Origin of the sequence: Neptunomonas concharum (genome assembly GCF_008630635.1) — a bacterium.
Taxonomy (GTDB): Bacteria; Pseudomonadota; Gammaproteobacteria; order Pseudomonadales; family Balneatricaceae; genus Neptunomonas; species Neptunomonas concharum.
On record NZ_CP043869.1, the window covers coordinates 146,712 to 168,818 of the forward strand.

Below are 22,107 nucleotides of genomic sequence, written 5' to 3' on the forward strand. Positions count from 1 at the left end.
CTTTAATAAAACTGAAAGGTTACGTTATATTATAACATATATAGCTTTTTGAAAAGTAATAACTCAGTACCACACCCATCGGCTAAGCGCTTAGGTGCGTAAGAAACCTAAAAGTGATGGAGAAACGTGATGCTTAAAAGACTTATATCCGTGGTCATGTGCATGTTGGGTGTATCGTCTACTGTTAACGCGGATTGTAGTGAGTTGTTAGATCACCGAATGCGCTTACTCGGCACCGAAAAAGAGGTTCATTTATGCGAAGCTTACGCAAATAAGTTGATTCTGATTGTTAATACCGCCAGCAAGTGTGCTTTTACCCCACAGTATGAAGGGCTGGAAAAGCTTTACGACACCTATCGAGATCGGGGGCTAGTAGTGCTGGGCTTCCCATCTAATGACTTTGCCGGGCAAGAGCCGGGAACAGAGCAAGAGATCAGTAACTTTTGCCGAGTCACATACAATGTCAATTTCCCGATGTTTGAAAAAGTGTATGCCACCAAAGAGAAAGCATCTCCTCTTTATCAGCAATTAGCCAAGGTTTCAGGTGAATATCCTAGGTGGAACTTTCATAAATATTTAATCGCGCCTAATGGGCAGTTTCTCAAAAGCTACACTAGCTTTACTCAACCCGATAGTGCACGTTTAATTCAGATGATTGAAGCGAACTTGCCGGATCAAGGATAATGATTTTATGTTAAAACCGTCTTCAAAACGCTCTGAAAGAGCAGTGCCTTCGAGTCGTTCGTCCAGAATGATGGGTATGGGCGCATTGGCGGGTCGCTTGGCACAAAATGTCATTGCGGAAGGGTCTCGTCAGTTGCTTAAGGGACAAAAGCCGCGGATGTCCGACTTGCTCCTGACAAAGGAGAATGTTAGTCGCGTTACAGATCAACTGGCACGTATGCGCGGTGCAGCCATGAAGGTTGGGCAGCTTGTATCGATGGATGCTGGGAACCTTCTGCCGCGTGAGCTTGCCGATATCCTAGCGCGTTTGCAGGATGATGCCATACGCATGCCTGCTACCCAATGGTCCGCTATTCTTGAAAAAAGCTGGGGAGCCGATTGGCAGGAGCAATTTTCACGCTTCTCTTTTAACCCCATCGCTGCAGCCTCCATTGGTCAGGTTCATGAGGCGACTGATCGGTCGGGACGGCATATGGCGATTAAAATTCAATATCCAGGGGTGGCGAAAAGTATTGATAGTGATGTGGCGAATGTTGTCAGCTTATTGAAAATGAGTGGTTTGGTACCTAAATCTCTAGATTTGGAGCCGCTGATTGTAGAGGCGAGAGCGCAGTTACATATGGAAGCTGATTATCGACACGAAGGGCAGCAGATGCGAGATTATGGGGCAGCGGTGTTGTCTATGGATCAGGCGGATAGCTTTCTTTTGCCAGAGTGGTTTGATGAGTTATCCACAGAACAAATATTGTGTATGTCATTTTTGAAGGGCGCGCCTTTAGCTTCGATTCCCCCAGGCTCTTTAGAGGCTTCTCGCGTGATGTCTGAGTTATTCAGGCTATTTTTTGCAGAGCTTCTATGCTTTGGACGTGTGCAAACTGATCCGAATTTGGCGAATTTTTCTTATCAATCGGATACGGGAAAGATCATCTTGTTAGATTTTGGTGCCGTGCGTACTTACGCAGCAGACTTTGTGAAAAACTACCAAGCCGCATTGGAAGCGGCTACTGCAAATGACGCAGTTATGCTGGGTGATGCATTACAAATATTGGGGTTCTTTCAGGGCAATATTAACGCGACCAATCGTAGTGCGGTGATCGATATCTTTTTAATGGCGGCTGAGCCACTTCGAACCAGCGGCCTTTACGATTTCGGTACCTCTGATCTTGCGAGTCGTATACAACAGAGAGGGATGTCCATCAGCAGTGATCCGCAAGCGTGGCATACCCCGCCACCTGATGTACTTTTTTTGCACCGAAAAATGGCAGGGCTGTACCTGATGGCGGCACGCTTAGCTGCAAAAGTTGATGTTAGTCATATATTTAAAGAGGCCGTACAGAACCCCCCTTGAGGTGTTTGCGCAGATTTTTACCAACCGAGTAAAACGTCCAGTCGGTTAGATACTCGATTGGGTTGGCTGAACATTTCATCGCGCTTGTTTAGGATGCTAGGAATTCAGCCCGAGTGCGCTCGTTAGTTTTGAAGGTGCCCCCTAGCGCAGTGGTTTCTGTGGCTGAATTCACATCCATGACACCACGGGACTTCACGCAGTAATGGGTTGCGTTGATGGTGACGGCAACGTTGTCTGTTTCTAATAGTGTTTGCAAGGCGATCAGGATTTGTTGTGTTAGGCGTTCCTGAACTTGTGGCCGTTGTGCAAAAAAGCGCACTAAGCGGTTAATTTTGGATAGGCCGATGATCTTAGCAGAGGGTATATAGGCGACTTTGGCAACGCCATCAATGGTCACAAAGTGATGCTCACAGGAGCTGACAAGGCTGATGTCTTTTACCTTGATCATCTCCTCTACCCCCATTTTATTTTCAATCATGCTGATTTTGGGGAAATTAGCGTAGTCCAATCCTGAGAACACTTCATAGACATACATTTTTGCGATGCGATGGGGTGTTTCAGTTAAGCTGTCATCAGTTAAATCTAACCCCAATGTGCCCAGTACTTCGGTCATTAATCCTTTAATGCGTTCGTACTTTTCTTCGCTATCCATGTTGTGGTCTGTAAGGGGTGTTTCCAGACCTAAGGAGAGAAGTTGCTGTTGTACCGCTTTTGCTTCATTGCTTAACATGTGGGCTACCTGCTTTTCTCTAATCTGTTCAGAGCTATACGCACAGAAGCTTGAATAAGATTACTTTGTTTCATTTATGTCATAAATTAGGGGTGAAGTTGGGTTAGAAGCTGATCAGCCATGGCGTTGGCACTTTCCCAAGCGCCTTCAATCCCCGCTTTGCCTAACCAGTCGCCACAAGCGCCAATCGAGTTTTCTCTGCTCCATAGATAAGCTTCGTCACAGGTGGAAGCATGGCGGCTATAAAGCCAACGATGAATGCGTTGTTGCTTAATGAGTATATCTTCACCTATGACGGTGCTTAACGCTTCAAGGAGGTGGATACCAACCTCCTCTGCTGGTGTTTCGAGGTGTTGCTGGCTCCATTGGGGCGTTGCTTCTACTTGCCAGATTTCGGGTGTGTTGAGCCTTCCTGGTTTTTGGCTGGCTTTGACTACCCGAGTAAAGACGGGATGAGTCCCGATAAACCCATCGGGAGTTTGTGTTGGGGACTGTAATACAAAAACACCCACCCATGAAGGTTGTGTTTCTACCCGTTCAGCACGCTGAGCAAATCGCGGCACGGCTTCTAGTAGAGGTGCGGCTTGCGGTGCAGGAGCGGTAACGATGACATGGCTATGTGTGCTAATCGCAATACCGTGTTCATCTCGCAGAAGAACACCCTCGTCGGTGGGCCATAAATAACCAACCCGTTTAGAAAGGCGTAATTGGGTGCCATGGGCCAGTTGCCGGGTTAGGCTGCTCATACGTTCAGTGGTTATATAACAGGTGAGTGGCGAACGAGGATTGCCTTGAAAGTCATGCAGTCTCGGTTGCCACGGTTGAATGAGCGCTTGCTGGTTTAACCAGTGAGCAAAGTCCGGGTCATTAGATGTTTCGATCCAAGGCGCGCCAAGGTCTGTACTGATGTCATCAAGCCAGCAGCTGGCAAAACGTCCACCGGTACCGCGGCTTTTATCATACAAGGTGACCGTGTGGCCTGCATCAAGGAGCTTTCTAGCTAGCAAGGTGCCTGATAAACCTGCACCGATAATAGCGATGGAATGGGATGAATGAGTCATGGTCATAAACTAACTGTGTAATTGTATTTTGCGTTTAATCCAGCGAATGAGTAAACCGATAATGGGCAATCGCTGGTAGAAATAATGTCCTGAGTCCCAATGATCTTGGTGTAACTGGATAAGCCCTTGCTGATTAAAATGTAGTTCGCTCATGCCAGGAAAACTCCACTCTCCGCCGCGATGTAACTGTCCATGAAAGTGCCAGCGAACAAAGCAGATATTGTCAGTCCACGCGCTATGTAAAATAGTGAAGCGCGGGTTTTGGACATGAGCGACAAAGTGCAATAAAACGTTAGCAACAGGGGTATGTCCCTGAACGTTATTAAAGGGATCTATAAACTTAATATTGGTACTCGTGAGTCTTTGTAAGACGCCTTGTGCTAACCCTTCTTCCAAGTTATTGAAGAGATCAAGATACGCATCTAGCGTAGTACGTGAATTTTGCGGTATTTGTTGTATAGGCTGCATAGTGTTTTCTCTTATTTGCCTTTACCGGTCATTATTCGAACCCAAGGGAAATACAGGGACGCGGGTAGCCAGCGTAGAAACCCCATAACCGTAGCGAAGCGCCAAGGAAACCTCACCTCAAACTGTTTACCTTGTAAGCCTTTGCGTATCGATTTGGCGGCTGAGTCAGCGTTCATAAGGTCAGGCATCGGGAAGGTGTTTTTATCAGTGAGCGGTGTTTTTACAAATCCAGGATTGATAATACGAATATCAATCCCTTGGTTTTCCAGATCCAGCTTCAAAGACTCGGCTAGATTGATCAAAGCTGCCTTAGTTGCGCCATAACCACTGGCATCAGGTAATCCCCTGTAACCGGCTAATGATGCAACAATAGCGATCTGCCCTTTCGTCTGCTGAAGCATGATCGGTATCAGGTGTTCAAGACAGTTGCCGGTTCCTAAGAGATTGAGCTCCATCAATTGCCGTAAATCCTCGCATTGGAACCCGACGGCGCTTTGTGGCCGATGCGTACCTGCATTGAGGATGGCAATATCAATTGGCGTATCGATTGAGTGCAGTGCGATATTAACGGCTGAGCTATCGGTGATATCTAAAGGTAAGGGTGTTATCTCACCTTTGAGTTGGGTCGCATGTTGCGCTAGGGCATGGAGACTCCCAGTGCTGCGAGCACTGGCATAGACGTGATAGCCTTGTGAGGCATATTCTAGGCTCAGTGCTTCTCCTATGCCTTGACTGGCACCGGTAATCCAAACAGTCGGCATGTTGTTCATAGTGTGGGCGGCTGCTTGGTAAAAAACAGGATAGCGGTGCCAAGATGAACTCCCCACTTAGTGACTTTCGCTTTATTTACCATCACATTGCCGGGCTGTAAGAACATCCAATCATTAAAGGTAACGCGCAGCTTGCTGTTACCCACGGGGAGGTCCATTTTATATTTCCAGTTCAGCGCATTACCTGCACATTGGCCTTTGGCGTCGCCGATAATATCGTCAGCTTGGCCTTGGTAATGGCCATCTCCCTTAGGCTGAATACGCCAGATACGTTTCTCGGTTTGCTGGTCGTCATAGATAAAGTCTTCATCCAATATGAGTTGCCCCTCTACTAATTGCCCCTGAATGTTGACTTGGAAACTACGGCGCAGGCGGCCAAACCGATCTTCAAAAATACCCCACGCCCACGTCTGCCCTAGAAAGTAACTTTCCAGAGACAGGGTGGGTGTATGGTGTTTGAATGTTTCGATCTTCATTATCAGCCTTAAACGGGTTTGTTAATTTTGAACAGCAATACATCCAGCGCTTTGTGTCTAAAGCCGCTTTCACAATAAGCCAGATAGTACTCCCACATTTTACGAAAACGCTCGTCATAGCCCATGTTGGTTATCTTGGGCCAGGCGTCTATGAAACGTTCCCGCCACAGTTTTAGTGTGGTGGCATAGTCCTGCCCAAAGCTCACCGTTTCGTCCAGTGATAAGTGGTGTTTGCGAGATAGGGATCCGATTTTTGAAACACTGGGCAACATACCGCCGGGGAAAATATAGCGCTGGATAAAGTCGGCATGGGTACGGTAGTGCTCGAAACGCTCTTCAGAAATACAGATAATCTGAAGGACTGCGGTACCGCCAGGAGTAAGCGTATCGTTAAGCATTTGGAAGTATTCATCCCAGTGTTCTTCACCCACCGCTTCAAACATTTCGATAGAGATGATGCGGTCGTACTGCCCTTCAATATTACGGTAGTCACAGTATTCCATATTAATTCGCTGGGATTGGTCGTAGTGGGCGACTCTCTCTTTGGCCCAGACGAGCTGCTCTTTGGATAGGGTGATGCCCCGATAGTGTAACCCCGGTGTTTGAGCCGCAATATCGGCTAAGCCACCCCAGCCACAACCTACTTCTAGTAGCCGGTGTGTAGGAGAGATGTCCGACAAGGATAGGATTTTCTGATATTTGGCTTCCTGAGCCTGCGCTAGTGTCAGGTTGGGTGTCTCAAAAAGTGCACTAGAATAGGTCATGGTCTCATCAAGCCAGAGCTGATAGAAGTTATTTCCCAAGTCATAGTGATAGGCAATATTACGACGGCTCCCTGCTAGTGAGTTGTTGCGCGACCAGTGCCAAAAATTGTTAGCTATTTTTGATAAGAAACTTCCCTTGAATGCTTGCTTTAATGCGCGTTCATTCGTTGCTGCCCATTCGGTTAGCTGAATCAGGTTGGGAGTCGTCCAGTCTCCCGCCATATAGCCTTCAGCCCAACCCATCATGCCGCTGATAGAGGCGCGCAAAAAGGCTCGATAGTTAATAATTTCTAATGTGGGAGCGCCAACCGTTAGATTATCTCTATGCTGTCCCAGTTGTATTAATTCACCATTACTGAGCTTCAAATTGAGGGTAGAGGTACCGGCTTTGTGAAGTCGCGTTACAAAAAAGCGAACCATCACAGGCAATCCCGATAAATTAGGTAGATTGTTGGAGAGGGGCTGCTTCAGCGCGGCATCATGATTCATACTGACTTACCTTTTTGCTCTGGTGGATATCGTACCCTTGGGTGGTTGACTCTTTTGGAGGAGTTGGGCGAGTGATGAGAGACAGCCCTTTCACCCACAAGCGAAATGCTTCCCAATGAATAGCAACGATGATCTTTACGGTTGATACAGGGTTTCTGATCACTTGCATAAGTAGCGTTTTTTGGGTGAGACGTTCTCGAACTCCGCGCCATGTTGCTGTCATAATGCGTTGCTGATTATGGTGTTGCAAAATAGCGAGATGTAATTGCTCATCAGGTGCTTTAAAGCGAAATCGGTAAGTGCAATCCATCGGCATAAACGGTGACACATAAAAGCACTTTTCGGCTAAGTGGGATTGATGCTTGTTGCCAGAACTGGTTACTGGGACAAGGTAATGATGGCGTTGCTTAAATGTGTTGCGTACTTCGTAAAGTGTGGCAATCAGATTGCCTTGCTCGTTATAGCAAAACCAGACAACGAGCGGATTAAATAGATAGCCGAATGCTCGAACTTGGCATAGCAGTGTGACTTTATGAGGTATCGGCAGGTTATGTTGCAACATCAGATCATTGATGAAGTCTCGGCTGGAGCGGCCATCCGCAAAACCATAATCTCTATCATAAAAACTGAATAAGCTTGGGCGGTTGTAGCCAAAACCATGCAGCTGTTGGTGGAGTTTGGGTAGTTCATCGATATCTATCATCCAGCTGGTAAGTCGATAGACAAAACGATGGTTTTTCGGAAAGTAACGGTGATGCATCACATCACCGTGATAAAGCGCGGAGGTTATCATGCGGCTGCCTCAGCTTTATAGCGCGTGGGTTTCCAGTCTATTGGCAACGGAATACGGCTGTTCATACCCTCAATTTCCCAAGGTCGCTGTGTGCCGCTGAGTGCTTCAGCAACAAGCAGGCCGGACTGTAAACCATCCTCATGGAAACCATAGCCACACCAAGCTCCACAGAACCAAGTATTGTGATTACCTTGTATGTGCCACAGTTTCTCTTGCGCTTCGATGGCTGACTGGTCGAATACGGGATGATCATAGAGGAAGCTTGCATGTACGCTTCCTTCTCTGGGCTCTTGGTAAGGGTTCAGCGTCACAATCATGGGGTGTGTGGTTGCTAGAGGTTGGAGAGCATTCATCCAGTAACTGACAGATAATTGTCCCCCCTGGCTGATATCGTTACCCAGATAGTTCCAGCTTGACCAAACGCTTCTACGCTTTGGCATAAGCGCTGTATCACTGTGAAGCACCGCTCTGTTTCGCTCAAACCGGAAATGACGCAACACGTCTTGCTCTTCGGGGCGAATATCAGACAGTAGTTTAAGGGATTGATCCGCATGACAGGCAAATACGATATGATCGAACATCCACTCACCGCCTTGTCGATCGCTTACTAACACTTTTCCACCCATTCTGCGAACCTGCCGAATCGCGTGATGGGTGAGTATTTGGCCTTTTACTTGGTCGCATAAGCGGGTGACATATTCGCGGCTACCGCCGACAACGGTATGCCATTGGGGGCGATCCTTCACCTGTAATAAGCCATGGTTGTTGCAAAAGCGTATGAATGCCTCGGCGGGATAATCCAGCATCTTATCCATCGGAGTTGACCATATAGCCGCGCCCATCGGCAGGAGATGGTTATCTCGGAATGCCTGGCCATAGCCGCCACACTCCAATAGCTCTCTCAAGGTCAACTGCCCAGGATGATAGCCATCCGCCTGGGTCATCTTATAAAAGCGGAGTATATCCTTAACCATCCCTAAAAAACGTGGGTTAAGGAGGTTGCTTTTTTGCGCGAACAGCCCCTTCAAACCACTGCCTGAATATTCCATTGCGCCATGATTTAACGAAACGGCAAATGACATATCTGTAGGTGTGACAAGTACATCCAAGTGGTTGAACAGGGCAACAAGGTTAGGGTAATTAACAGGATTAAAGACAATAAACCCAGTATCAACAGGCACTAGCCCCTCAGCGGTACTCACATCGACAGTGTTGCTGTGCCCGCCGAGCCTATCGTCTTTTTCGAATAATGTAACGTCATGCTGTTGAGACAATAACCATGCTGCACCGAGACCCGAGATGCCGGAACCGACAATGGCAATTTTTAGGGGTTTGGTGTGCTGCATAATAGGCCTCCGTTGTTTTGATTTAATACGCTGCTTAGAAAAAAACAGATCATTAAAGATTTTATTGATCCGGCGTTTCGCTTATAACGTATAGGGTCACATGAAAACGGAAACCATGATGCACAATGAACCAGAGCCAATAAATAGCATCCAGCATTGGAATGAGTGTTTGGAGACTGTCGCAGCAACCCGTGATAAGCAAGCTTATCTGGCGTTTTACGACTACTTTGCTCCCAGATTAAACTCATGGCTATTGGGGCTTACGAAGAATCCTACGCTTTCTGAAGAGTTGGCGCAGGAGACTATGCTGAGTGTCTGGCGTAAGGCTTCCCAGTTTGATAGCAGCAAAGCTGCAGCGAGTACGTGGGTTTTCCGTATAGCGCGCAACTTATATCTTGACCATTTGCGGCGTCTGAAAGTCAGGGATAAAGCGTTATTGACTCTAGAAGATCCAGAGCAAGAAGCAACGGATAATGGCGTTGATAACGAACGCCTACGAAACGCGATAAAGCAATTGCCGGTTCAACAAGCTCAGGTCATATATAAGTCTTATTTTGAGGGTAAAAGTCATCAAGAGATTTCCGATGACATGCAACTTCCTTTGGGAAGTGTGAAATCCAGTCTAAGGCTGGCATTTCAAAAGTTATGTAAAGTGATGAGGCCTGAACATGAGCATTAACCATCATCCTGATGATGCAACCCTGCTGAGTTATGCCGCAGGGAGTCTTCCTGAATCATTTGAGATTCTGGTGGGGTGTCATATTGAATCGTGCGCACGCTGCCAAGCTCGTGTCGCTGAGGCTGAAAGCTTAGGTGCAGCTTTGGTGGAGTTGATGCCTACCACTCAAATGGACAATAGCCGGGACCGCTTCCTAGCTTTACTCGATCAAGAAATAGTTACCGAATCAGAAGCTAAGGGACTGGAAAGAACTCAGCGAATCCCAGCTGAGCTGCGACAGTTATTAGATCATGGTGATGAACAGCTTGAATGGAAGCGCTTAGTGCCAGGCATTCAGCAGATTCGCTTAGATACTCAAGATGGTGGATTGAGACTGCTCAAAATTGCACCTGGCATCAGCATCCCCTTGCATAGCCATGCCGGCAGTGAGTTAACTATGATTTTACAGGGTTCATACAGTGATGAAATTGGGCGCTTCTGCAAAGGAGATGTTTCCGATCTGGATCCCGACATAGAGCATCAGCCAATAACAGATGGCGCTGCTCCATGTATTTGTCTAGTTGCTACCGATGCTCCTCTGCGCTTTAGAGGTTTGTTGCCAAAATTATTACAGCCTTTTACCGGCTTTTAATTTACCCGTAAGCTTTATTGAATATTAAAATTCCCTTATAAAGAATAGGTGAATATTTCTAAAGACTATACTATCCTTTCCACCTAGAAATAGTTCAGGGAAAAGGATAGTAGAATGTTTGCCAGTTTACGTATTCGTACTCGGATTATCGGCGGCTTTGTGGCATTGATTGCGCTTGTATGCGTTGTAGTCATGCCTTTCATGTTGAGGGATATGAACACCCTCATCGAAACAGCAGAAAAGCGAGAGTTAAATGGGCTATACCAGCAGTTATTGCAAAAGGTAGATGCCGAACAGCGATTAGCCGCGTCACTGGCTACTTTTGTAGCAAATCTACCTGATGTGCAAGCGTCCCTCATTTCTGATAACCGAACCGCTTTACAAGCCTCTCTGGATAAAGCGTTCACTGTGCTAAAAGCAGAGTATGCGCTGCGCCAGTTGCAATTTCATTTACCTCCTGCGACGTCCTACCTACGCGTTCATAAACCCGAAAAGTATGGCGATAATCTATCAGGATTTCGACAGACGGTTGTGAATACCAATCAGCAACAAAAAACCGTTAGCGGTATTGAAAAGGGCGTTGCTGGATTGGGCATCCGGGGTGTAGTGCCTGTGGTCATCGAAGGGCAACATTGGGGGTCAGTAGAGTTTGGTTTCTCATTAGGGCAAGCGTTTTTTGACGAGTTTAAACGTCAGACAGGCGTTGATGTTTCTCTATATACCGAAAAATATGGCAGTTTAGAACCGTTTGCAACGACCTATTCAGGGCATACTTTATTTGAGCTGGATGCATTAAATCGAGCGTTATCAGGTGAAGCGCAAATGGCAAGTCGTGAACTGAACCGTCAGCCGGTGGCAGTATTTGCTAATCAGCTTTTAGATTTCACAGGTGCCCCGATTGGTGTTATCGAGATCGCAATGGATCGTGGCGATTATCTCTCTATGCTTAATCTATCCATGGCCCATACGTTAATTATGGGTGGTCTTTTTCTGGTACTAGGGTCGCTCGCTGCAGTGGCGATTACTCGCAGTATTGTGAAACCACTGAACGAGATGCATCATGCGATGGACAACATTGCCCTAGGTGATGGAGATCTAACCCGAAGGCTTGCTACCAAGGGAAATAACGAACTTAGTGATATCGCGACCTCTTTTAATAACTTTGTTGTGAAAATAGAGGAGCTTGTGAAAGTTCTGATGCAGTCCGTATCTAGTGTATCCAAGTCAGGTTCTGAACTGTTTGATGAAACAGAAAAAACCATGAAGATAGCTAGAAATCAGCAGGCAAGAACGGATGAAGTCGCTGCGGCTGTTAATGAGATGACAGCATCGGCTTATGAAGTTGCGGGTAATGCGGAAAAGGCTACCGCATTAACTCATACCTCACATGAACGTTCTCAACAAGGTTATCAAACCGTCACCGAATCTATCGAGACGATCAAGAGGCTGGCGGATAATGTTGAGTCTACGGTTCAGCTGGTTGGCCAAGTGGATCAGCACAGCACTCAAATACACACGATTTTAGACGTGATCCAAAGTATTGCAGAACAAACCAACCTGCTGGCATTGAATGCGGCGATTGAAGCTGCGCGTGCGGGAGATCAAGGCCGTGGTTTTGCCGTGGTTGCCGATGAAGTTCGCTCCTTGGCAGGAAGAACGCAAAACTCTACCTCAGAAATTAATCAGATGATTACTCAGTTGCAACAAGGTACAACGCATACGGTCGATGTTATAGAACAAGGCCACAAACAAGCGATGGATACGGTAGCAAAAGCCTCTGAGTCGGGGGAGGCCCTGCAAAGTATTCGTGAATCAATGGAGTTAATTAATGATGCGGTTATGCAGATTGCCAGTGCTGCAGAGGAGCAAAGCCAAGTTGCCGAAACCATAAATCAAAGTGTCGTTGATATAGCAGGCGGTGCAACCGATGTCGCCGCTGGTGCCGATCATATTATGACGACATCGTCTCAAATAGGATCAGAGCTACACTCCTTGATGGCGATTGTTCGTCGCTTCAAGGTTCAAAAAGATCCTGCGATTGAGCTTGCGGTTGCGCGAAGTGCCCATCAGGCTTGGAAGATGCGTTTACGCACGTTTCTGGATGGTCATAGTTCCCTTAGTGCGGATCAGGCGGTATCCCATACAGAGTGTGATTTTGGACGCTGGTATTATGGAGATGGGGCGCAGATATGTAGTCATCAACCTATTTTAAAAGGTTTGGAAGTCCCCCATGAGCGCATGCATAAATTGATAGGCTTGATCGTGGAAGCTAACCAAAATGGTAATAAACAGCAGGCTGAGGTCTATTATCAGGAGGTATGCGAACTATCAGACACGATAGTAAAAGGGATGGAAGAGGCGATTGCTCAGTTCCAATAGTCGATGCGCATAAAATCTTAGCTTACTTCCGCCGCCAGCGCTTTTCTTAGTCTACACTGGATGGTATGGGTGGACTTAAGTTAGATTGATAAACGGCGGAAGCAGGGCATGAAGGTACTTGTTGTAGAAGATAGTCAAGTTGTTCTTAAGATTGTAAAGCATTTATTTAACCGCTCGAATCTACCTCTGCAGCCTGTATTTTGCGAAACGATGCAGGCTGCGCAACAAGTCATTGACCAATCCAACGATATTTTTGTTGCGCTAGTTGATCTGAATTTACCCGATGCGCCCAAAGGCGAAATTGTTGATCTGACATTGGCGCAGGGTATCCCCACCGTTGTGTTATCCGCAACCTATGATGATACTCGCCGTGAAGCGCTTTTAACGCAAGGCGTGGTCGACTACATCGTCAAAGAGAGTCGCTTTTCATATGAGTTTGCCCTGCAATTGGTGGGGCGCTTGTTAAAAAATCAGCACATCAAAATTCTAGTTGCAGAGGATTCTTTAGCTTATCGAAAATTGGTGCGCAGACAGTTGGAAAGGCACCTATATCAAGTCATTGAAGCTGAGGATGGCGTGGCAGCCCTCGCAGCATTAAAGGCGAATCCCGAGATTAAACTGTTACTGACAGATTACGAGATGCCGAACATGGATGGCGTCAAACTTGTGCAGAATATCCGACGCGAATACGAAACAACTGACCTGAAAATCATCGGATTATCTGCGGCAGACAAACCCGCATTATCAGCTCAGTTCATCAAAAATGGGGCCAATGACTTCCTAAGAAAGCCCTTTAATTATGAGGAATTACACTGTCGTGTGATGCACAACCTTGAACAGATAGAGTTGATTCAGGAGGTGCGATTAGCCGCCTACAGTGATTATCTCACGGGGCTACCTAATCGGCGTAGTTTATTTGAAGAGGTTGAGAAGCACTTTCATGATCTAAAATTGAATGCGTGTGTTGCTATTATGGATCTGGACCTCTTTAAGCGAATAAATGACCAGTATGGGCACGATGCAGGTGACTTAGTACTAAAGCAGTTTGGACAAATGTTGCGGCAGGCGTTTTCTCGCTTCTCTTTCGCGAGAATTGGTGGAGAAGAGTTTTGTGTCGTCTTAGAGCATTTAAGTGGGTCGCAAGCCGAGCAGCTAATGAGTCGATTCTGCGAGCTGGTTGATAACACAGATTTTATTTTTCACGAAGAGCGGATACCGGTGACCGTTAGTATTGGTGTCGCCTGCCGTGATCAAGATAGCTTTACCCAGGTGATGAGCCGTGCCGATGATCAACTCTATCGTGCAAAAGAGCTAGGTCGCAACCAAGTAGTCATAGAATAAAGTGTAAGCCCCGCTCACCAAAGCATTGTTAACCCCAGTGAGCGGGAGGCATGTTTACTTTTCGGCAGGAATATCCCGCTCATATGCTAGACGTTTTGCGGCATCCAATGTCAGCATTTGCATAAATGCTTTAACCTCTCCATCTGATCCAACGGGCGCACCATCTGAGGAGTTGCCACTGCCAAATACATTAGTCGGCACGGCTCGGCGGGAGAACGCATCAGCCCAGAGTCTATGTATCTCGATTTCAGCTTTTAACTTGTCGGCTAACGCGTTATCTGCTTCGAGAATGACGCTCTTCTGGTAGGCTTCTGCATCGGCGAGAGTTCGCTGTGTTTCCGCTTCGATGCGGGCTTTTTCCAAACTGATCTCTGCGGTTTCTTTCTCAATCTGGGCTTGCTGGCGTAATTTGTCAGCGGTCGTAAGTGCCAGTTGTTTGTCTGTTTCGGCCTCAGTCGTCTTTTGGATCTGCTCAACTTTAGCTTTGGCTTGTCGTTCTGCTACTTCACGTTCACCTCTGGCGATGGCCAGTAAGCGTTGTTCCTCTTCTTGAATACGCTGCTCACGGGCAATGGCACGATCGGCTGAAGCTTTTTGTTTTAACTGCATACGTTCAACAAAGCGCTGATTGGGCTGCATGTTGGTAATACGCGCGTCTACCACACTGATGCCGAACTCCGTGAAACGCTGTTTTTTCCTTAATGGAATACCATCCTCGCCAGTGACTTTACGTACGGTAAATTCGGTTTTGTTTTCATCCCCGTACTCTTCTTGATTCGTTCCTAATGCCGCATTTGCTGTGGCTTTTGAACGGCGGGTATTGATACGTGTTTCTTCACGGCGTACCAGATAGATGCCGTTGTTCATCTGTTTCTCAAATTCGCTGTTAAACTCTGTTCGACCGCCACTGTAATACTCTTCGGCGCTCATCAGGGCACCTGTGGCCTGCAGTGTCTCCTTAAAAGCGGGGATCATCGCTGTGCGTAATAGGTTTTCCGGGGAGCGGTATTCATGAGCCAGTTTAAGAAATCCTTCTTGGTCTGTCGGAATGGAAAAGCGCACAGTGGCTTCTGCATTTGCATCGACTTGATCAAGAAACATGATATTCAGAGGTGGTAAACTAGCACTGGTTTCGTTTGATTCTGTCTCTGTGTAACGAAGATTGTCGCTACCGCCACGGATAGATTGTACCGTGAGCGCGCGTTTCCATGCATTCCAACGCCCCCAAAGGTAAAACTGGTAACCCACATCTGAAACGACATGTTCATTACCCGTGATAGTACGAACGTGATAAACATAGCCAGGCTCTGCATAAAAAATGGACTTCGACGCCACGAAACCTAGCATTACCAGCGCAAAAATTGGGATTAAAAGCCCGGCAATCGGCAGGTTGAATTTAGGTCGCTTTGGGGATAGATGTTCTTCCATAGGTTGATCCTCACCTCATCTGTCTTTTAACAGTTTGCCTTAATCGTATGGCAATTAAGTAACAGACAGCTCTCCGTTTATTTTTGAAGGGAGATAACAACACAGACCTTTTGGAAGATCAACTTTTTAGGCGATGACCTCCGTATAGTCTTGATTTGCTTCAGCAATGCAGGCTCGGTCCCGGCCATTCGCTTTCGCTTCATACAGGGCCTTATCTGCACGGTGTATCAGTTGGTCGCAGGTTTCTTTTGCTTGATATTCAGCGATACCGATACTCGTCGTGAAGCCTATGCTGTCCCCGCTAGGCGTTTTTACTTTGGCGTTGCGGCAGGCCTCCATGATTGACTCTGCAATGACAAGTGCATCGCTAGCGGTTGTGCCCGGCAGGATCATCAGAAACTCTTCGCCCCCATAGCGAGCAGGAAGGTCGGTTCGGCGTCTGGATTGCTTTTTTAGAATGTGTGCAAAACTTTTAAGAACAATATCCCCGGCGGCGTGGCCGTAGGTATCATTGAAGAGCTTAAATTTATCAAGATCAAATAAAAGTACACATATCGAGTGCTGTTGCTGCTGATGGCGTAATAGCTCGCTTTCTAATTGCTCCAATGCTTGACGCCGGTTTGCCAAACCAGTTAAAGCGTCCCTGGTGGCCTGCCGGTAAAGGCCCAGCAACATGCTTAATTGATTAATGGCGGCCCAGCCAGAAATGCTGCCAAGGACCGCTAGTAACCAAAGGTTATTGATAGAATCAACATCGCCTAGTTTTTGCCTAGCAAATTGCGTCAATAACTCAATAAAAAGAACAACTAGAATATAAATGAGCGCTTCAGTTATCGAAAGAGGGAAGATGGCGATCATGCATATGATCATGAAAGGAAAAAACTGGTATCCAGCCACATTGGTACTATAGCCGTGGATAATCAATAGTTCGCTGGTCGCCACTTGAAATGCTGATAAGATCATAACAAGCAACAGTAGTCTCAGTTGAGCTGTACGTAGGCTATATCTAAATTGCGTCCAGATTCCCAACGCTAAGCAAGCGCTCGCTGCAATAGCCCGGCTATAGGCAATAGATTCAAACATGCTCTGAGGAAGCAGTAAGTAGTCAATCGCTAGCCACGCGGGTTGAATAATTGCGAGCATGAGTGCAATGATACGAATGCGACGGAATAAAAAGTGGCTTCGGGTTTGATTAAAGTACCGAGAGTGCCGCTTGTCGCTGGATACATCAAGGAGTGCTTCAAAGATCATGTGTTTTGTTGCTCATTTTTTACGCAACTCTACGCTTGATATGTGCTGATCGTCGTTGATCTAGCTCACAGAATAAACCTTTGGGTCAGTTTTATTAAGGATTACCCATTCGCAATGTGCGATTGCTATGGGTGCAATATGTTGGTGGGAGAATCAAAAAATGGCACAAGTGGCTTCATTGGTAAAAACACTTAAACAAGAATTAAAGTCTCAAGGTAAAACCTATACCGATGTGGCGAACGTATTGGAGCTGAGCGAAGCTTCGGTTAAACGGCTGTTTTCGGAGAAAAACTTTACCTTGCAACGTTTAGAAACCATTTGTGAACTCTTGCACTTAGACTTTTCTGATCTAGTGCAAAAGATGAATCGCGAGCAGCGCCAACTAACACAGTTAACTCATGATCAGGAAAAGGAGATTGCCAGCGATTTGTTGTTATTGCTGGTGGCAGTCAGTGTGATTAATGGTTTGAGTGCGGCAGATATCCTTTCTCATTATGATATTTCTGAAACAGAATGCATTCGTAAGTTGGCAAAGCTGGATCGCCTCAAAGTGATTGATCTGTTACCGGGCAATCGGGTGAAGTTGCTAGTGGCGCCCAATTTTCATTGGTTACCGAATGGTCCTATCCAAAAATTCTTTCAGGAGAAAGTTGAACAGGATTTTTTCAATTCACGATTTGACCGTTCAACTGAAAAACTTATTGTCTCCAATGCCTTGCTGACTCACCACTCTAATGGACAAATTCAGAAGAAAATGCAGCGTCTAGCAGTAGAGTTTAATGAATTGATGCAGGAGGACCAATCGATTCCGATTGATAAAAAGCACGGTACCACCATGGTTTTGGCTATTCGCCAATGGAACTACAGTCTGTTCAAAAAACTGAGTAAGTAGGTAAGTCACAACCTTGGTATGGAAGTATCGATATCCGATACTTTTGGCCGTAGAGGGTAGGACTTTTTCTGTAAAGGTATAACGCCTGACGGCGGTTAGGCAATCTTGCTCCCAGCTCGCCACCGGTGAGGATATAAATTATAGGGAGTAATAAAGATGAAGTACTTTCAGACACGCCACACACCTCTCGCTGCCGCCATGGGGTTGAGTGCTGCCTTATTAATAACCCCCACCGTAGAAGCGGCGGGTTTGTTGACCCCAAAATCATCAAGCTATAGTACCTTAACGATTCAACAGCACCATGTTGATGTGGTTATTGAAGAGGGGTACGCGACGACAACCGTTGAGCAGGTTTTCCATAATCCCAACCCTACGGATCTTGAAGCGATCTATTCATTCCCGGTGCCGGATAAGGCGGCTGTCGGTGAGTTTAGCTATTGGATTGATGGACAACCCGTTACCGGTGAGGTTGTTGAAAAACAACGTGCGCGACAGATCTATGAAGCAGAGAAACAGGCGGGAAGAGAAGCGGTTATCGTTGAAAAAGACCGTTATAAAACCTTTGATATCAGCGTATTTCCTGTACGGGCTAATCAAGATGTGCGCATTAAGCTGGTCTACTTGCAAAACACCCAGACAGATTCAGGTATAGGCCGTTATGTGTATCCTCTGGAAGAGGGCGGGGTTGATGAGCAGGCGTTGAGTTTTTGGAGCCGTAATGAAGCGGTTGAGCAAGATTTTAGCTTTAATGTGAAGCTGCGTTCGGGCTATCCGGTTGATGGTATACGTTTACCACAGCACCCCAATGCGAAGGTTGCCCAGATAAGCCAGCATGAGTGGCATGTAGCACTAGGTAATCAAAACACTACGGTTGATTCTGCTTTGGCGGAGCGGACAGAGGTCGCACAAGAGGCTGGTGTACCTAATCAAACCGCTGCGAACTTGAGCGAAGATATTCTGCTTTACTGGCGTCAAACCCCAGATCAACCGGCGAGTTTGGACATGCAAGCTTACCGCACAGAGGGTGATACTCAAGGTACGTTTATGTTGACCCTATCACCAGGGGATGACTTGCCGAGCATAACGGCAGGACGGGACTGGGTGTTTGTTCTGGATATTTCTGGTTCGATGCAAGGTAAGTTCTCGTCGCTAGTTGAGGGTATTCGACAAGGTTTGGGACAGCTCAGTGGTCAGGATCGCTTCAAAATCGTGTTATTTAATAATCAGGCAACTGAGTTCACGCAAGGCTTTGTTCCGGTAGATGCTGCCGCCATTGAGCAGGTGTTACAACGCCTAGATCAGGTTTCACCCAGTAGTGGCACGAATCTATACGCCGGTTTGAACACGGGTATTAAAGGTTTGGATGCTGATCGCAGTAATGCCATCGTCTTGGTGACGGACGGTGTTGCTAATGTGGGTACAACAGAAAAAAATAGATTTTTGTCGCTGTTGGAAAAGCACGATGTTCGTTTGTTTACATTCGTGATGGGTAATAGTGCTAACCGCCCTTTGTTAGAAGAGATGACGCGGGTATCCAATGGCTTTGCGATGTCGATCTCCAATGCTGATGATATTGTCGGTCAGCTTATGTTAGCGAAAAACAAGATGAGCCATGAAGCGCTACGTGATCTTGAGTTGGATATTGAGGGTGGGCGTGTCAAAGATATTGTGATGCCTAGATTAAGCAAAACCTTGTACCGAGGCCAACAGCTTTCAGTATTTGGGCATTATTACCAACCGGGTGATGTGAAGGTTACCTTAAAAGGCAAGGTCGGTGATGAGCTTAAAACCTATAGCACGCGTATTCACTTGCCTGCGCAACACACCAAGACACCCGAGCTAGAGCGTTTGTGGGCATTTGCTGCAATTGAGAATATGCAGGCGGAGATGGATTATCTCGGTGAAAGTTCGGATACACAGCAAGCGATTACCGATACTGCTGTAGCGTATGGTTTAGTGACAGATTACACCTCCATGATTGTTTTAAGAGATGAGGTGTTCAAGGCACAAGGTATTGAACGGACCAACCAGAAACGTGTTGCTACCGAACAAAAAGCACGTGAGCTTCGTGCTCAGCAACCCGTTGTGGCTGCTCCGCATCGTGCCGATAGTCAGCAGCCGATGTTTCAAGGAAATCGTGCCAATGTATCGCCAAGCCGCTCTGGGTCAGGCGGTGGTGCAATCTCTCCTGTCTATGGCTTGGTGGCGCTGTGCTTGATAGGCATATTAGCCCTGCGCCGTCGTGGTGATGAGGTATAAAGTAATGAAAGGGATGATCATTCAAAAGAGCAGCCCTTTGACGATGACGATCTCCCGCCCTCAAGCGGGAGGTGTCTGGTTGAGCGGCTTAATAGGGGCGTTAGTCCTGTTGCTTGAGTGGCTACCGAACAGTCTTGAAAATTTATGTTTTGACTATGAAGCGATCTTGGCGGGGGAGTACTGGCGGTTGCTTACCGGGCACTTTGTACACAGCTCCTTCAGTCATCTGTTTTGGGATCTGCTTATCTTTATGCCGGTATCGGTTTTTCTTGAACGCGTGAGTCGACCGTTGTTTGTGGTTACTTTATTGGCATCAATGACGTTGATTAGCCTATTTTTACTGTCGTCCTATAGCCAGTTAGCGGCATATTCTGGCCTTTCTGGGGTTTTATACGCAGTGATGCTGGTAGCCGCACTTTACTGGCGCACAAAGGAGGCAGGTTTATGGGGGTGGGTGCCACTAATCTTATTGTCAGGTAAAACATTACTAGAACTTGGGCAGCACGACCCTCTGATCGTATCAACAGAATGGGCACTTTATAGCCCAGCGCATCTGCTCGGTGGGCTTTCGGGAATGGCCGTATGGGTGTGTTGGAAATGGGTTCAGGGCACGCGTAACAAAGCTCTTTAAGTCAGAGTTAGTAAGTATCTAACCACTCAGATTGGTAGTCCGGTAAATCATGGAACCCAAATTTTTCTTGTAAGGCGTGTAGCTCATTTTGAGACTTGGTCAGTTCTTCCAGCGTCAGTGTGTTGTTGTCCAGTTCAAACACATGACGAGAGGTGCGATAGCTATAATCTAAAATCGCCATGGCTTGAATATCTCCCTCCTCTGCAGAGGCTTTGATCTTGCGTTGCTTACGGTAAATCCGGTTGAGTTCTGCTTTAAGCTTGCGGACGTAGACGACCTCATAGAGAAAAGGATGGTGCTGTACTGTGCTGAGTATTTGGGCAAGCAGCAGCGCAGCGATAACAACGCCCGCAACATTGAGCCATAAGTTTTCACCTTCAGGGCCGCCCCAAAAGTGAATTAAAAGTGTGGAAATACCTAGGGAAACGGCAAGCATAAACCCGCAGATAGCAAAGAAGGTGATTTTAATGTGTTTGTTGTAGCGTGCTTTATCAATCTGTTGGTGCTGCATGGCTGAGGTGTACCCACGACGTGAAAGATCTATGTCTGCTGACGAGTATAAAGAAGCAAGGGGATGAGCGTCACTTTTCTTTTCCTCTTTTTGAGGTTTTTAATTGGGATCGATACTCCCTTGGCGATATACCTAGCGTGTTTTTGAATAAACGGCGTAAAGAGCTTGGACTACTGTAGCCGACTCTCTCAACGAGCTGTTCGATATTTAAATTTGTGGTTTCCAGTAACAGCTTGGTGTGTTCCAGTCTAAGTTTCTGTAAGTATTCTGATGGGCTCATCTTATGGGCTTTCTGGAAGCGCCTTGAAAGCGTGCGCTCGCTTACATGATGTAAGTCTGCAAGGGCTTTAAGGTCGAGAGGTTGAGTCATGTGACGTTGCATCCAGCTTTCAACCGCTAATATTAAACTGTCCTGATGGTCGTATTGCTCTTGCATAAAAAGGTAGGGGGAGGCATAACTTTGGTTTGCATCAATCAGCATGGTTTTGGCGCAATCTAAAGCAAGTTGCCTGCCTACCTGACGCTCAACAATTTGAAGCATGACACCAATATTGGCGGCCATTGCACCTGTGCAAAAGTTATGGGGGTTTTCGGTAAGAAGCGTATCTGTTTTCAAAGTAACCATGGGGTAGCGTTGCTTAAATAAGCTGCCAAGCCACCAAGCTGTGGTTGCTACCTCGCCCTCTAGTGCCCCGGTTTCGGCCAATAAAAACACGCCACTACAGTTTGCGGCAATCAACTTAGCTTGTTGATGCTGGTGTTGTAGCCATTGTTTTTCTGTTTTTAGTTTGCTGAGTTTGTGGAGAAGATCATCCCCGTCGATATGGTGTAGACCTGGGATAATAATCAAGTCCGCTTCAGGGGCAGCATCTAATGAGGTATCTGCCAATACAGTCATACCGTTGGATGCGGTTACCCTCTCGCCTTGTGCGCTAAGCAAGTGGCATTGATAGAGGGGGGTATCGTTACCGCGTTGCTGCCACAGAGTATTCACGACATTAAAGACATCAAAGGTGGTTGAAATACCAGAGGATTGAAATCCATCAAAAGCTAAGCCAAGTATGTGATACATCTGTCCGGTTCTGCTCGATTTATGGCATGGTTATGACTAATTATGTCGGGTTTGCCCTGATAGCATGACAGTCAATGCATCATAAATCAAAACAGCGAGGTATT

21 protein-coding genes are annotated in these 22,107 nt (G+C 46.6%); 9 read left to right on the top strand and 12 right to left on the bottom strand.

Going from position 1 to position 22,107, the window contains the following annotated elements; genetic code table 11:
• Positions 1 to 129: 129 nt before the first annotated feature.
• Positions 130 to 684, top strand: coding sequence for a glutathione peroxidase (locus F0U83_RS00690; RefSeq protein WP_138986038.1), 555 nt, complete (start codon positions 130 to 132; stop codon positions 682 to 684).
• 7 nt (positions 685 to 691) lie between these two features.
• Complete coding sequence (locus F0U83_RS00695) at positions 692 to 2,032, top strand: ABC1 kinase family protein (RefSeq protein WP_211343600.1); 1,341 nt, start codon at positions 692 to 694, stop codon at positions 2,030 to 2,032.
• An 88-nt stretch (positions 2,033 to 2,120) separates the two neighbouring features.
• Here the strand turns inward: F0U83_RS00695 and folE are convergent, their stop codons facing one another.
• The 8 genes from folE to F0U83_RS00735 all read right to left on the bottom strand — a co-directional run bounded on the left by folE (position 2,121) and on the right by F0U83_RS00735 (position 8,929).
• Positions 2,121 to 2,762, bottom strand: a complete 642-nt coding sequence (gene folE / locus F0U83_RS00700; protein WP_138986039.1) for a GTP cyclohydrolase I FolE — start codon at positions 2,760 to 2,762, stop codon at positions 2,121 to 2,123.
• An 86-nt stretch (positions 2,763 to 2,848) separates the two neighbouring features.
• Positions 2,849 to 3,823: an NAD(P)/FAD-dependent oxidoreductase gene (locus F0U83_RS00705; RefSeq protein WP_170221683.1), complete on the bottom strand. Its 975-nt coding sequence runs from the start codon at positions 3,821 to 3,823 to the stop codon at positions 2,849 to 2,851.
• Positions 3,824 to 3,832: 9 nt separating this feature from the next.
• Positions 3,833 to 4,291 (bottom strand): nuclear transport factor 2 family protein, encoded by a 459-nt coding sequence (locus tag F0U83_RS00710; RefSeq protein ID WP_138986041.1) that lies wholly within the window; start codon positions 4,289 to 4,291, stop codon positions 3,833 to 3,835.
• 11 nt (positions 4,292 to 4,302) lie between these two features.
• Complete coding sequence (locus tag F0U83_RS00715) at positions 4,303 to 5,061, bottom strand: SDR family NAD(P)-dependent oxidoreductase (protein WP_138986042.1); 759 nt, start codon at positions 5,059 to 5,061, stop codon at positions 4,303 to 4,305.
• Complete coding sequence (locus F0U83_RS00720) at positions 5,058 to 5,537, bottom strand: DUF3833 domain-containing protein (RefSeq protein WP_138986043.1); 480 nt, start codon at positions 5,535 to 5,537, stop codon at positions 5,058 to 5,060. Before F0U83_RS00720 ends, F0U83_RS00715 begins: the two co-directional genes overlap by 4 nt.
• Positions 5,538 to 5,545: 8 nt before the next feature.
• Complete coding sequence (locus F0U83_RS00725; RefSeq protein WP_138986044.1) at positions 5,546 to 6,790, bottom strand: SAM-dependent methyltransferase; 1,245 nt, start codon at positions 6,788 to 6,790, stop codon at positions 5,546 to 5,548.
• Positions 6,780 to 7,583 (bottom strand): DUF1365 domain-containing protein, encoded by an 804-nt coding sequence (locus F0U83_RS00730; protein ID WP_138986045.1) that lies wholly within the window; start codon positions 7,581 to 7,583, stop codon positions 6,780 to 6,782. The genes F0U83_RS00725 and F0U83_RS00730 overlap by 11 nt, the downstream gene beginning before the upstream one ends.
• A complete protein-coding gene (locus tag F0U83_RS00735; protein ID WP_138986046.1) occupies positions 7,580 to 8,929 on the bottom strand; it encodes an NAD(P)/FAD-dependent oxidoreductase in 1,350 nt (449 codons plus the stop codon). The genes F0U83_RS00730 and F0U83_RS00735 overlap by 4 nt, the downstream gene beginning before the upstream one ends.
• 100 nt (positions 8,930 to 9,029) lie before the next feature.
• On the opposite strand from F0U83_RS00735, the gene F0U83_RS00740 reads away from it, so the two are divergent.
• From F0U83_RS00740 to F0U83_RS00755, 4 genes are all read left to right on the top strand, one after another.
• Positions 9,030 to 9,608, top strand: a complete 579-nt coding sequence (locus tag F0U83_RS00740) for a sigma-70 family RNA polymerase sigma factor (RefSeq protein WP_138986047.1) — start codon at positions 9,030 to 9,032, stop codon at positions 9,606 to 9,608.
• Positions 9,598 to 10,239 carry a ChrR family anti-sigma-E factor gene (locus tag F0U83_RS00745; protein ID WP_138986048.1) on the top strand — a complete coding sequence of 214 codons (642 nt, stop codon included), beginning with the start codon at positions 9,598 to 9,600 and terminating at the stop codon, positions 10,237 to 10,239. Before F0U83_RS00740 ends, F0U83_RS00745 begins: the two co-directional genes overlap by 11 nt.
• A 114-nt stretch (positions 10,240 to 10,353) precedes the next feature.
• Positions 10,354 to 12,618, top strand: coding sequence for a methyl-accepting chemotaxis protein (locus F0U83_RS00750; protein ID WP_138986049.1), 2,265 nt, complete (start codon positions 10,354 to 10,356; stop codon positions 12,616 to 12,618).
• A gap of 108 nt (positions 12,619 to 12,726) precedes the next feature.
• Positions 12,727 to 13,959, top strand: coding sequence for a diguanylate cyclase (locus F0U83_RS00755; RefSeq protein ID WP_138986050.1), 1,233 nt, complete (start codon positions 12,727 to 12,729; stop codon positions 13,957 to 13,959).
• A gap of 54 nt (positions 13,960 to 14,013) precedes the next feature.
• On the opposite strand, the gene F0U83_RS00760 is transcribed toward F0U83_RS00755, so the two are convergent.
• Together F0U83_RS00760 and F0U83_RS00765 are read right to left on the bottom strand one after the other, a co-directional pair.
• The gene (locus tag F0U83_RS00760; RefSeq protein ID WP_138986051.1) at positions 14,014 to 15,387 is read right to left on the bottom strand and encodes an SPFH domain-containing protein; all 1,374 of its coding nucleotides are present in this window, start codon (positions 15,385 to 15,387) and stop codon (positions 14,014 to 14,016) included.
• A gap of 126 nt (positions 15,388 to 15,513) precedes the next feature.
• The gene (locus F0U83_RS00765; RefSeq protein WP_138986052.1) at positions 15,514 to 16,638 is read right to left on the bottom strand and encodes a GGDEF domain-containing protein; all 1,125 of its coding nucleotides are present in this window, start codon (positions 16,636 to 16,638) and stop codon (positions 15,514 to 15,516) included.
• A 160-nt stretch (positions 16,639 to 16,798) separates the two neighbouring features.
• On the opposite strand from F0U83_RS00765, the gene F0U83_RS00770 reads away from it, so the two are divergent.
• The 3 genes from F0U83_RS00770 (at position 16,799) to rrtA (ending at position 20,420) form a co-directional block, all read left to right on the top strand.
• On the top strand, positions 16,799 to 17,530 hold the full coding sequence (locus F0U83_RS00770; protein ID WP_138986053.1) for a helix-turn-helix domain-containing protein: 732 nt from the start codon (positions 16,799 to 16,801) through the stop codon (positions 17,528 to 17,530).
• 156 nt (positions 17,531 to 17,686) lie between these two features.
• The gene (locus tag F0U83_RS00775) at positions 17,687 to 19,789 is read left to right on the top strand and encodes a VIT and vWA domain-containing protein (RefSeq protein WP_246077575.1); all 2,103 of its coding nucleotides are present in this window, start codon (positions 17,687 to 17,689) and stop codon (positions 19,787 to 19,789) included.
• Between the two features lie 4 nt (positions 19,790 to 19,793).
• Positions 19,794 to 20,420: a rhombosortase gene (gene rrtA, locus F0U83_RS00780; protein WP_170221685.1), complete on the top strand. Its 627-nt coding sequence runs from the start codon at positions 19,794 to 19,796 to the stop codon at positions 20,418 to 20,420.
• A gap of 7 nt (positions 20,421 to 20,427) precedes the next feature.
• Here the strand turns inward: rrtA and F0U83_RS00785 are convergent, their stop codons facing one another.
• Positions 20,428 to 20,931, bottom strand: a complete 504-nt coding sequence (locus F0U83_RS00785; protein ID WP_138986056.1) for a DUF3087 family protein — start codon at positions 20,929 to 20,931, stop codon at positions 20,428 to 20,430.
• 70 nt (positions 20,932 to 21,001) lie between these two features.
• On the bottom strand, positions 21,002 to 22,003 hold the full coding sequence (locus F0U83_RS00790; protein ID WP_138986057.1) for a GlxA family transcriptional regulator: 1,002 nt from the start codon (positions 22,001 to 22,003) through the stop codon (positions 21,002 to 21,004).
• Between the last annotated feature and the right edge of the window lie 104 nt (positions 22,004 to 22,107).